This is a genomic window from Thermomonas sp. (assembly GCF_020850895.1).
In the GTDB taxonomy this organism is placed as follows: Bacteria; Pseudomonadota; Gammaproteobacteria; order Xanthomonadales; family Xanthomonadaceae; genus Thermomonas.
Window position 1 is genome coordinate 25180 of the sequence record NZ_JADZDS010000069.1, and the last position, 10980, is coordinate 36159.

The window sequence follows — 10980 nt, forward strand, 5'->3', positions numbered from 1 at the left end:
TTGGATAATACCAGCACGTGGCCCCGATCAGGGCCGTTGCGTCCGTTCCAGTCACCCATCGGATCCAGCATGAGCCAGTCCGGCAGTCGTAGCGCCGTTGTTCCCGTGTCTGCCGCCGGGCGGCGGCTGGACGCCGTATTGGCGGAATTGTTCCCGGAATATTCGCGCTCACGCTTGTCGGCCTGGATCAAGTCCGGCGACGTGCTGCTGGATGGTGCCGCGGCACGGCCGCGCGATGCCGTTCATGGGGGCGAGACCGTCGCGGTGACCGCGGTCGAGAACGTGCAGGTCCGTGCGATGGCCGAGGACATCCCGCTGACCGTGCTTTATGAGGACGCGCATGTCCTTGTACTGGACAAGCCGGCCGGTCTGGTGGTCCACCCGGGCGCAGGCAATCCAGCAGGAACCCTGTTGAACGCGCTTCTGCACCACACTCCCGGGCTGGACAAGCTGCCGCGCGCAGGGATCGTCCATCGCCTCGACAAGGACACCAGCGGCGTGATGGTGGTGGCGCGCACCCTGGAAGCCCATACCGCCTTGGTGGCGCAACTGTCGGCGCGCGACGTGCATCGGCAGTATCTGGCCGTGGTGGTGGGTGCGTTGGTGTCGGGCGGTACCGCCGACGCGGCCATCGATCGCCATCCGCGTGACCGCTTGCGGATGGCGGTACGCGAGGATGGCAAGGCGGCCGTCACCCATTACCGATTGCGCGAACGCTTTCGTGCGCACACCGCACTTGAGTGTCGACTGGAAACCGGTCGGACCCACCAGATCCGCGTGCACATGGCACACCTCAAGCACCCGATCCTCGGGGATCCCCTTTACGGAGGGGCACTGCGGCTCCCGAAGGGCGCCTCGGACGGACTGGTGGCCTGCCTGCGCGGATTCCGGCGGCAGGCGCTGCACGCCGAGGTGCTGGAATTCCTTCATCCGGTGAGCGGACAACCGGTGCGCTGCGAAGCCCCCCTGCCTGCAGACATGCAGGAACTCCTGGTCCTGCTTCGGGACGATGCCGCGACCCAGGCGGAGGCGAGGCGTGGCCGCCGATGAGTGCATTTCTGCAGGCTGATTGGCCCGCCCCGCCCGGTGTCTGCGCACTGGTGTCCCAACGTGACGGGTTGGGTGTTTCGTCCGCGCCATTCGATACCTTCAACTTGGGCACGCGCTGCGGGGACGCAGTCGATGCCGTGGCGGAAAACCGGCGACAACTGGGTGCTGCCTTGGCACTGCCGTCCCGGCCACGCTGGCTGCGCCAAGTCCACGGCATCGGGGTGGCGGTCGAGCCTGGAGTGGACGAGCCAGAGGCCGATGCCTCGGTGACACGCACGCCTGGCACGGTGCTGGCCGTTCTCACCGCCGATTGCCTGCCCGTGGTCATCGCAGCGCGATCAGGAGGGACGATTGCCGTTGCCCACGCAGGATGGCGTGGCCTGTGCGCAGGCGTGCTGGAGGCAACCGTGGCGGCGATGCAGGTCCCCTCGGACGGCCTCGTCGCCTGGCTGGGACCGGCAGCCGGCCCCAGAGCGTACGAAGTCGGTAAAGACGTATTCGACGCTTTCGTTTCGCGTGATGCCCGCGCACGGCTGGCATTCCAGCCCACCCGTCCTGATCACTGGAATGCCAACCTTTACACGCTGGCACGCCAGCGCCTGCTCGATGTCGGCGTACAGTTCGTGCATGGGGGCGTGGCCTGCACGATTTCCGAAACCGACCGATATTTCTCGCACCGCCGCGATGGGCGCAGCGGACGCATGGCGACCTTGGCGTGGATGACCCGATGAACGAGCGCAGGGATCCGACCTTGTTCCAGCAGGTACTGGGTGCAGCGTTCTACGGCGTGGGTGCCGCGGTGCGGCGGCTGCATGCGATCCGGGGCGAAGGCCGGGTTGCCGGTGTTGCCTCGATCGAACGCGGCACCGGCTGGCTCGCGCGTCGCTGCGCCACCCTCCTGCGCTTGCCGCAGCCGATCAACGATGCCAGCACGACCCTGCATGTGCGTGCGAGCGGCGCCTCGGAGTCATGGCGTTTGGTCATCGGCGGTCATCCCGTCGAGGCGGTCCTGCAATGCCGTGGCGAGCTGCTGCAGGTTCGATTGCCGCGGCTGCGCCTGCAGTGTTTTCCGCACGTCCGTGACGGGGCGATGTGGTGGCAGATCGTCGACGTGCGCCTGTTCGGATGGTTGCCTCTGCCTGCCAAGCTGTTCGATGGCGTGGTCTACCGCGAACGCGAGTGGCAGGGCCGTTACGAATTCCTGATCGACGCAGTCGTGCCGGTGGCGGGCCGGGTGTTTCGCTGTGAAGGCTGGCTGGCGTCGGCTGCGGAATTCCACCACTGACCGCGTGAGTGTGCTGGAGGCGATCCTGCGTTCACCGCGGTCCATCAGCGTCGGCCAGGCATGGCCTCGGGATAGGCCTGCTTGAGTTCCTTCAGGCAACCTGCATTGCGCAGCTGCGCTTGTGTTGCGAGGCGTTCCCGTCGCATCACGGGTCGCGAAGGAGCGCCGGCATCCATCACCCTGTCACGCGCCCGGGCCAGGATTTCACGGCATTGTGGAGACAGTGCCGCCCGTTCACCCTCGGAGTTTCCGGGACGATGGGGTTGGCGCACGCCCTGTCCATCAGGAGGTCCGGCTGGAGCGGCGGGTTGTGCCATCGGCCTTGCCAAGGCAGGAGGGTGGGATGGATGGCCATGCCGGGTGGCTTCGGGCTTGACCGTCGGTACGGGCGCCTGTGCGTTCGTCGCGGGCAAGGCTGGCGTAGGCGAATGCGTGTCCGTTGCGGCCAGCTTCGGTTGCATGGCGGCAGCCGCTGTCGATGGCGGTGCCGCTGTGACGGGGTGTGTGGCTGGCGTTGTCGCGGTAACGACTGGCGCGATCTGCGGCGGCTTCCAGTAATACCAGCCAACACCGGCAGCGATCAGCAGCAGGACCAGCAGGCCCATGATCTTGTCGCTCTGGCTGCGCGGGCTGGTCGTGATGCCCTCGGAGGTGACGTCCAGCGCCCAACTCAGGGTCAGCGCCAGCGGGAAGCCAAGCACGAACAGCAGGATGAACACCCGCAGCACCCAGGGCGGCGCGTCGAACGCCGGCAGGGCGATGGAGGCGCCCTGGATGGCGATCCACGCGGCCACGACATAGCCCGTGGCGACCCGGACGACCTTGCGCTGCTTGAGTTCCTCGAAAAACGACATGCGCGTTCTCCCTGTCCCGCGTTGTAGCACCGTGCCATCGTCGTTGGCAATGCGCCACGGCCGAGGCTGCCGGCGGCCCTTCAACGGCTCTCGACACGGGTGAGTCCGCCGTTTTCCGGTGCGAAAACGCGGCAGTGGCGCGCGCGTTGACGTCGTCGTCGCAGCAATCGTGACCTGCGATGTTGGCCGATGCAGGCCGGACGAACCCGTCGTCGCCGGGAGCAGACGCGCTTGCTCGTTCCGGAGGCCGCCGAGCGGTTGTCAAAGCGCCTGCAGGATGGCGGACTTCTTGGCTTCGTACTCGGTGGCGTTGATCAGGCCATCGTCCAGCAGGTTCTTGAGTGTGTGCAGACGGGCTTCGATGTCACCGCCGGCACGGCCGCTTGAGGTCGTAGGCGCGCGCGCCACCAGCGCGGCGAAATCGATGCTGTCGGCGTCCACCTGCTTGCCGTTGACGAACACCGTGGGCTTGCCACTGGTGTTGTGCGCGGCGGCTTCCAATATCTGCCGTGCCAAGCCATCCCCGCCATCGCCCATGAAGTCCGACAGCACCGATCCCAGATCAAGGTCCCCAGCGAGGACTTGGCCGTTGACCGTGAGGGTGCTGGAGACTTGGGAGTGGAGTTGGCCGGGTGGAGCCGGTGTCTGCGCCTTGACCGCCTCCGGGAGCTTGGGGTCGAACGGGTTGCCATGCCCGAGGCCGCCGGTGACCGTGGGGATGCGGCTGACCTGTGCGCCGTCGGCGCTTCGGGAGCGAAGGCTGCGGCGCAGCACGTAGATGGCGCACCCCGCAAGGATGGCGACCGCCGCCACGATCCAGGCGAGTGCGGCGGGGTGTTCGAACAATGCGGGAATCGAGGTGGGCATGGTCAATGCGTGATGTCGGATTGGCTGGTGGTGAGCCCAGGCCGGGAAGCCGCGTCCGCATCGCATCTGCGGATGCCGTGGCCGTACCGCGTCACTGCTCCGCGTCCGCCGAGCACGGCCAGCCCGAACGGCAGTCCGGATGATATCGGGACATGCATCGGCTCAGGGCAGGTGGATGATGCACAGCGCACGCGTGCCGGGCTGCGCCTTGCCGTCGCAGCCGCGGGTGCTGGTGTAGGCGAGCTTGCGGCTGGCCGCCAGCCAAGCCACCGGGCGGGCGTCGGCGTGGGTGACGGTGATCCGGCGGGGCTGGCCGGCGTCGAGGTCGTACACGATGATGCCGTTGCGGCTGGGGTAGATCAGCCGCTTGGGATCGTATTGCAGCGAGGTCAACTCCCAGCCGCCACGGCTCAGCTCGCGAATCGGGCCTTTGCCGATGCGGGTGCGCAGGAACACGTTGTCGTGAGCGTCGTTGGAAATCCAGGCCAGATGTTTGCCGATCCGGAAAACGCCATCGGCCACCACGTCATTGTCGGTATCGGGCAGCACTTCTTCGACCGGGAAGCGGCCAAAGGGATGCTCGAACTTGGCAAGCACGGCGGGCGGGAGTTGCCGAAGCGCTTGCGGTGCCTGCCCCGGCCGGCTGCTGAAGAATCGCTCGTCCCAATAAGTCGGGGCGCCCCTGCGCGCGCCGCGGGTTTCCATCGAGGTGGTGACGTACACGGTCGCGCCGGACCACAGGACCTCGGTGCCATCTTGGACGATGGTTTCGCCATTGGGGTCGCTGCCGCCCAGCGGTGGCGTGGCGGGTGTGGCGGCGTTGGCGGCGAGGTCGATGACCCACACGCGGCGGCCAGCGCGGGTTTCACCGCAGTCCACATTCAGTGCGAGGTACTTGCCATCGTCGGAGAACGCGGCCTTGCCCGGATCGCAGTCCTTGTCGGACAACCCGATCTGCCTGACCACGGCGGCGGAAACAGCGGTCGGTGGCGCGGGTGCGGAGTCGTGTGCTGCAGCCGGCCAAGCCAGCATGCAAACCGCGATGCCGACCAGCAGGATGCCGAATAGGGAGGAATGCTTCATTTCGGCCACTCCACGGAGGCGCAAGACGGGCTGTTCCGATGCAGCTTGATGACGTTCGCCAGTTGCGCGCTCTGGCCGCAGAATTGCGGGTGGTCGTAGCGCAAGGGTTCCAGCGTGTAGACATCGCCATTGCGCGACACGCGCATGTGCGAAGCCTGGGACGGATCCTCATTGTCGTCCCAGCGGATGTCGGTGACGTTCTTGCCCTGGCTGAGAGAGGCTTTGTCGCCCGCCAGACCGGCGCTGACCGTGCAGCTCGCGCCGCCTGACATCGTCGCCGTGTACTCCATGCTGCGCACGCCGCCGTCGGTATCGAGGGCGAGCCTGAGCCAGGTGTGTCCCTGTGGCGCATCCTGTTCGCACTGCGCGGATTCGGCGACCAAACCGTGTGCAGGCGTTGCCGGATCCGTTGCGGATGATTCCTGCAAGCGCACGCTGCCGTTGCGGTCGGTGACCACCACGGCGCCATCCTTGACGCTGAGCTCCGCGCTGTCTTCGTCGCCGCTGGCGTAGGCCAGCGACGTCATCGCCAACGCGCCGTCCTGCAGGTTGCCGATCACCAGCGTCCCGCCGCGTTCCTCGGCGAGGTTGGCAATGAACACGTGGCCGTTGCAGACCTGCGCGTTTTGCTGCAATTCCTGGTCATCGAAGACGATCGCCGCCGGGTCTACCTCGGGCAGCGCGAGTTGGCCGGTGCTGGCCTTGCCGTCCAGGGTGACCTTGAAGTTCACCGTGAACGGTTGGGCATCGGCCTCACCCTGTTCCGGTGACGTGCCTGCGCTGGCAACGACAAATCCGCGCTTGCCCTCGGCCTGCCACTGCGCGAGCGGCAGGCAGGTGCCGGCACCGAACGCGGCGGAAGGAGACGCGGCCGCCGGCGTTGCTGCGGAGGCCGCCTTTGGTGCGGCCGTGGGCGCGGGTGGATTCGCGGCGGTGCAGCCTGCGAGCAGCAGCATGGTGGCGGCGACGCGAAGTTTGGGCATGGTGATCCCGGTGCAGGAAGGCAAACGGACTGTACCGAAGGTACACGACCAATCGGGTCGAAAGCGGACATCGGAAATGAACGGATGCCTTCAGTGCCCCTTGGAACGGCGCGATTTGACCGCATTTTCAGGCCATTGCCGGCGCGACCGCCGGCTCCGATTCGGAGTACCCCGTCATGCGCATGGACAAACTCACCTCGCGCTTCCAGCAGGCCATCAGCGACGCGCAGTCGCTGGCCGTGGGTCGTGATCACACAATCATCGAACCCATCCACCTGCTTCTGGCCCTGCTCGATCAACAGGGCGGCGGCACGCGGCCGTTGCTGTCGCAGGCGGGTGTCAACGTGGCCGATCTGCGGCTGCGCTTGGCCGAGGCGCTGGACAAGCTGCCCAAGGTCACTGGCCAGGCCGGCAATGTGCAGGCCGGGAATGACCTGATCCGATTGCTCAACGTGACCGACAAGCTGGCCCAGCAGCGAGGCGATGCCTTCATCGCCAGCGAGCTGTTCCTGCTCGCCGCGCTGGAGGATTCCAGCGCGGCCGGCAAGGCGTTGAAGGCGGCCGGTGCGGATCGCGGCCGGCTGGAAACGGCGATTGACACGCTGCGCGGCGGCGAGTCGGTGCAGGATGAAAACGCCGAGGAGTCACGCCAGGCGCTGGAAAAATACACCATCGACCTGACCGCACGCGCCGAATCCGGCAAGCTCGATCCGGTGGTGGGCCGCGATGAGGAAATCCGTCGCACCATCCAGGTCTTGCAGCGCCGCACCAAGAACAATCCGGTGCTGATCGGCGAGCCGGGCGTGGGCAAGACCGCGATTGCCGAAGGTCTGGCCCAGCGCATCATCAACAACGAAGTGCCGGAAGGTTTGCGCGGCAAGCGTCTGTTGAGTCTGGACATGGGTGCGCTGATCGCCGGCGCGAAGTTCCGCGGCGAGTTCGAAGAGCGCCTGAAAGCGGTGCTCAATGACCTGGCAAAAAACGAAGGCCAGATCATCCTGTTCATCGATGAGCTGCACACCATGGTCGGCGCCGGCAAGGCCGACGGCGCGATGGACGCCGGCAATATGCTCAAGCCGGCGCTGGCACGCGGTGAGCTGCACTGCATCGGTGCCACCACGCTGGACGAATATCGCAAGTACGTGGAGAAGGACGCGGCGCTGGAGCGCCGCTTCCAGAAGGTGTTCGTCGGCGAGCCGTCGGTGGAAGACACCATCGCCATCCTGCGCGGTTTGAAGGAGCGCTATGCCGTGCATCACGGGGTGGAGATCACCGACCCGGCGATCGTCGCAGCGGCCACCCTGTCCCATCGCTACATCGCCGATCGGCAATTGCCGGACAAGGCCATCGACCTGATGGATGAGGCCGCCTCGCGCATCCGCATGGAGATCGATTCCAAGCCGGAGGAGCTCGACCGCAAGGAGCGTCGGCTGATCCAGCTCAAGATCCAGCGCGAGGCCTTGAAGAAGGAGAAGGACAAGGAATCCAAGCAGCGCTTGGCCGATCTGGAAGCGGAGATCGACGTGCTCGAACGCGAATACAGCGATCTGGAGGAAGTGTGGAAGGCCGAAAAGGCGACGCTGCAAGGGGCGACCAAGATCAAGGAACAAATCGAGGCCGCCAAGCTTGAGCTGGAAGCCGCGCAGCGCCGGCAGGACTATGCGCGCATGAGCGAACTCCAGTACGGCCAAATCCCGCAACTTGAAAAGCAGCTGGTGGCCGCGCAGGAGGCCGAAACCCAAGGCTTCACCCTGTTGCAGGACAAGGTGACGGCCGAGGAGATCGCGCAGGTGGTGGCGCGCTGGACCGGGATTCCGGTCAGCAAGATGCTGGAAGGCGAGCGCGAGAAGCTGCTGCAGATGGAAGCGCAGTTGCATACCCGCGTGGTCGGTCAGGAGGAGGCGATCAAGGTGGTCTCCGATGCGGTGCGGCGTTCGCGCGCCGGGCTGTCCGATCCCAACCGGCCGAGTGGCTCGTTCCTGTTCCTCGGCCCCACCGGCGTGGGCAAGACCGAGCTGTGCAAGGCGCTGGCGGAGTTTTTGTTCGACTCTGCCGATGCGATGGTGCGCATCGACATGAGCGAATTCATGGAAAAGCACGCGGTCAGTCGCATGATCGGCGCGCCGCCGGGCTATGTCGGCTATGAGGAAGGCGGCTACCTCACCGAAGCCGTGCGTAGGCGTCCGTACAGCGTGATCCTGCTGGATGAGGTCGAGAAGGCGCATCCGGACGTGTTCAACATCCTGCTGCAAGTACTCGACGACGGCCGCCTGACCGATGGGCAGGGCCGCACCGTGGATTTCCGCAATACCGTGATCGTGATGACATCGAACCTGGGCAGCCATCAAATCCAGGAGTTGAGCAGCGACGATTCGCCTGAGGCTTACATCCAGATGAAAGCCGCGGTGATGGCCGTGGTGCAGGCGCATTTCCGTCCCGAGTTCATCAACCGGCTCGACGACATCGTGGTGTTCCACCCGCTGGACAAAAACCAGATCAAGCAGATCGCGCGAATCCAGCTGCGCGCGCTGGAAAAGCGTCTGGCCGAACGCGGCATCCGCATCGAGCTGTCCGACAAGGCTTACGAGCTACTCGGAAACGTCGGCTTCGATCCGGTCTACGGGGCGCGGCCGCTCAAGCGCGCCATCCAGCAGCAGTTGGAAAACCCGTTGGCGCAGGAGATCCTGGCCGGCCGTTTCGGCAACGGCGACATGGTGAGGGTGGAGGCCGAGGGCGGGAAGCTGGTGTTCGGAAGGTAAGAATCCAGGCGCAACACGGCCGATTATTGAAGCGTGCGCGGTGTCGCTGCTCGATTCCTGGCGTGCTTGGTGCCCTCAATCTTGGTCCTTGCACCCGCGCCCGCCAGCGCATCTCCAGCAGCGGCGGGCCGGGCAGGGGCTGGTTGCGTTCGAGGCCAAGTGGGACGGCGAGTACTTGCCGATCAGCCAATCCTGGCAATGCAATTGGCCGCGGCTGACCCCGTTCTTCGACCACCCGGTCGAGATCCGCAAGGTGATCTACACCACCAATGCGATCGAGTCGGCGAACATGAGTCTGCGCAAGTTGACCAAGAACCGTGATGCGTTCCCGAGCGACGAAGCGCTGTTGCAGTTGTTCTGCCTGGCGCTACGCAACATCAGCAAGAAGTGGACGATCCGCTGGCCACGCTGCCGAGGGCGAACACTGAAAGCCGACCCGATGCAGCCAGGATTCCGCAGGCTTGCGCTTGGCGCGCTGTGGGGACACTCCGAAGAATGGCTGCTGACATCGCCGCTGCATGCCCCCGCGACCCCGAAATCCCTGCTGTGGACAGCCGGTCCTTGCTCAAAGCGGTCGCTTGCACGACCGAAACCTACCCGGCAGACTGGCCGAAAAGAGCGTTTGTACTTCCTATGCACACATCGATGGTGGCGACTGACACGATGCTCCCGGACCACGCTGTCGGGCGGACCTGCGCGAAGTGCCGCACAGACCACGTAATTTCTGGTTGAGTTGAGCGATGCGGGACTGGCTGTGGATCGTGGTGGTGATTGTTGGCGTGCTCGCTGCTGGCATGGTGCGCGAACGATGGCGCCTGCGCGCCATGGAGCGGTTTGTCATGCAGCGCGGTTTTACCCTGCATTCGCCATTCATTCCAGGCGAACACCCGCCGATGGCGGCACTGGCTGAGCAACTTGAAGGGCGGCGCGCCACACGTTGGGGAGCGGGGATCACGGGGGTGATTGACGGGCTCGAGATCACCGTTGCCGAGCTTGAGACGCCAGCTCGCGGCAGCGACGGAACGGGATCCCTCAATACCGTAGGCATCTGGTGGGTCATGGTCGCGTGGCCGCTCGGCCCGAACGCAGTGGCCACCGATCCAATCGGGCCGTGGGAGCATGGCGGCGAGCTGACTCGCCAAGGTCATTGGGCCGCTTGGCGGCTGCGTGGCAACCTTACGCAGGCCAATGTCGAGGCCTTGCTGGCACATCTGCCATCGGCCCGTCGCCAATTCGAGCCAGGACGCAATCGGTAAGAACGGCACGGCAGCTCTATCTCACCGAAGCCGTGCGCCGCCGCCCGTACAGCGTGATCCTGCTGGATGAGGTGGAGAAAGCACATCCGGACGTGTTCAACATCCTGCTGCAGGTGCTCGACGACGGCCGTCTGACCGACGGCCAGGGCCGCCGCATCCAGCTGCGCGCACTGGAAAAGCGGCTGGCCGAACGCGGCATCCGCATCGAACTGAGCGATGCGGTCTTCGACCTGCTCGGCAACGTCGGCTTTGATCCGGTCTACGGTGCACGGCCGAGGGCGGCAAACGGGTGTTCGGAAGACAAGGATCCACGCGCAACGTGGTCGATTTTGAAGCGTGCGCGGTGTCGCTGCTCGATTCCTGGCGCGCCTGGTGCCCTCATTCCTGCCCATACACCCGCACCCGCCAGCGCATCTCCAGCAGCGGCGGGCCGGGCAGGGGCTGGCCCTGCGTGTCGGAGATCTGGCTGGGCGCGGTCCAGGGGCTCCAGCCGGCTTTCGGGTCGGGGTTGCGTGGCATGCTGGGGCTGAACAGTTCGTCACGCGAGCCCTCGGGGCCACGGATGCGGGCCACCACCAGCCGGTTGCCTGCCCGGATGAGCGGGCCTTGCAGGGCCGGTATCACCAATTGATCGGCCTCTTGTCGAACCTTGTCGGGCAACAGCAGCGCCGTCATGCGGGTGCTCGAGGTGTTCACCTCCACATCCAGCCAGTCGCGCAGCCCCTTCGCCGGCGCATGCGCTTGCGCCACGCGGAACTCCAGCATCAGCTGGACCTGCGCATTGCCGACCATCACCGGGCGCTCGCGCAGTTGCATCCAGCCCCACACCGCCGTGGCCAGCAG

General features: G+C 65.8%; 10 protein-coding genes and 2 pseudogenes. 7 read left to right on the forward strand and 5 right to left on the reverse strand.

What is annotated here, in order from left to right; all coding sequences use genetic code 11:
• The first annotated feature begins 69 nt into the window (after positions 1 to 69).
• The 3 genes from rluD to IT472_RS06775 are packed head-to-tail and all read left to right on the forward strand — an operon-like array spanning position 70 to position 2335.
• A complete protein-coding gene (gene rluD, locus IT472_RS06765; protein ID WP_297180235.1) occupies positions 70 to 1050 on the forward strand; it encodes a 23S rRNA pseudouridine(1911/1915/1917) synthase RluD in 981 nt (326 codons plus the stop codon).
• On the forward strand, positions 1047 to 1781 hold the full coding sequence (pgeF, locus tag IT472_RS06770; RefSeq protein WP_297180237.1) for a peptidoglycan editing factor PgeF: 735 nt from the start codon (positions 1047 to 1049) through the stop codon (positions 1779 to 1781). The genes rluD and pgeF overlap by 4 nt, the downstream gene beginning before the upstream one ends.
• Entirely contained in the window at positions 1778 to 2335 is a 558-nt protein-coding gene (locus IT472_RS06775) for a DUF4166 domain-containing protein (protein WP_297180238.1), read from the forward strand. The genes pgeF and IT472_RS06775 overlap by 4 nt, the downstream gene beginning before the upstream one ends.
• A 44-nt stretch (positions 2336 to 2379) precedes the next feature.
• On the opposite strand, the gene IT472_RS06780 is transcribed toward IT472_RS06775, so the two are convergent.
• The 4 genes from IT472_RS06780 to IT472_RS06795 all read right to left on the reverse strand — a co-directional run bounded on the left by IT472_RS06780 (position 2380) and on the right by IT472_RS06795 (position 6122).
• Positions 2380 to 3189 carry a hypothetical protein gene (locus tag IT472_RS06780; protein ID WP_297180239.1) on the reverse strand — a complete coding sequence of 270 codons (810 nt, stop codon included), beginning with the start codon at positions 3187 to 3189 and terminating at the stop codon, positions 2380 to 2382.
• Positions 3190 to 3450: 261 nt separating this feature from the next.
• On the reverse strand, positions 3451 to 4056 hold the full coding sequence (locus IT472_RS06785; RefSeq protein WP_297180241.1) for an SHOCT domain-containing protein: 606 nt from the start codon (positions 4054 to 4056) through the stop codon (positions 3451 to 3453).
• 162 nt (positions 4057 to 4218) lie between these two features.
• Positions 4219 to 5139 carry a hypothetical protein gene (locus IT472_RS06790; RefSeq protein ID WP_297180242.1) on the reverse strand — a complete coding sequence of 307 codons (921 nt, stop codon included), beginning with the start codon at positions 5137 to 5139 and terminating at the stop codon, positions 4219 to 4221.
• Entirely contained in the window at positions 5136 to 6122 is a 987-nt protein-coding gene (locus IT472_RS06795; RefSeq protein ID WP_297180243.1) for a hypothetical protein, read from the reverse strand. Before IT472_RS06795 ends, IT472_RS06790 begins: the two co-directional genes overlap by 4 nt.
• A 176-nt stretch (positions 6123 to 6298) precedes the next feature.
• Between IT472_RS06795 and clpB the strand changes: the two genes are divergently transcribed.
• From clpB to IT472_RS06815, 4 genes and pseudogenes are all read left to right on the forward strand, one after another.
• On the forward strand, positions 6299 to 8881 hold the full coding sequence (gene clpB / locus IT472_RS06800) for an ATP-dependent chaperone ClpB (RefSeq protein WP_297180245.1): 2583 nt from the start codon (positions 6299 to 6301) through the stop codon (positions 8879 to 8881).
• A gap of 148 nt (positions 8882 to 9029) precedes the next feature.
• Positions 9030 to 9278 (forward strand): annotated as a pseudogene (locus IT472_RS06805) (transposase); the annotation flags it as partial.
• A gap of 343 nt (positions 9279 to 9621) precedes the next feature.
• On the forward strand, positions 9622 to 10137 hold the full coding sequence (locus IT472_RS06810; protein ID WP_297180247.1) for a hypothetical protein: 516 nt from the start codon (positions 9622 to 9624) through the stop codon (positions 10135 to 10137).
• Positions 10038 to 10412, forward strand: a pseudogene (locus IT472_RS06815) (AAA family ATPase); the annotation flags it as partial. The gene IT472_RS06810 and the pseudogene IT472_RS06815, both read left to right, overlap by 100 nt.
• Before the next feature lie 103 nt (positions 10413 to 10515).
• On the opposite strand, the gene IT472_RS06820 reads toward IT472_RS06815, so the two are convergent.
• Positions 10516 to 10980: hypothetical protein (locus tag IT472_RS06820; RefSeq protein ID WP_297180249.1), on the reverse strand; the 465-nt coding region annotated here is incomplete at its 5' end.

What these genes read in the sequence shown, in the direction of transcription:
- pgeF (WP_297180237.1), top strand. Translation starts at nt 1,047, where the DNA reads ATGAGTGCATTTCTGCAGGCTGATTGGCCCGCCCCGCCCGGTGTCTGC.
- clpB (WP_297180245.1), top strand. Translation starts at nt 6,299, where the DNA reads ATGCGCATGGACAAACTCACCTCGCGCTTCCAGCAGGCCATCAGCGAC.
- IT472_RS06785 (WP_297180241.1), bottom strand. Translation starts at nt 4,056, where the DNA reads ATGCCCACCTCGATTCCCGCATTGTTCGAACACCCCGCCGCACTCGCC.
- rluD (WP_297180235.1), top strand. Translation starts at nt 70, where the DNA reads ATGAGCCAGTCCGGCAGTCGTAGCGCCGTTGTTCCCGTGTCTGCCGCC.
- IT472_RS06795 (WP_297180243.1), bottom strand. Translation starts at nt 6,122, where the DNA reads ATGCCCAAACTTCGCGTCGCCGCCACCATGCTGCTGCTCGCAGGCTGC.
- IT472_RS06810 (WP_297180247.1), top strand. Translation starts at nt 9,622, where the DNA reads ATGCGGGACTGGCTGTGGATCGTGGTGGTGATTGTTGGCGTGCTCGCT.
- IT472_RS06780 (WP_297180239.1), bottom strand. Translation starts at nt 3,189, where the DNA reads ATGTCGTTTTTCGAGGAACTCAAGCAGCGCAAGGTCGTCCGGGTCGCC.
- IT472_RS06775 (WP_297180238.1), top strand. Translation starts at nt 1,778, where the DNA reads ATGAACGAGCGCAGGGATCCGACCTTGTTCCAGCAGGTACTGGGTGCA.
- IT472_RS06790 (WP_297180242.1), bottom strand. Translation starts at nt 5,139, where the DNA reads ATGAAGCATTCCTCCCTATTCGGCATCCTGCTGGTCGGCATCGCGGTT.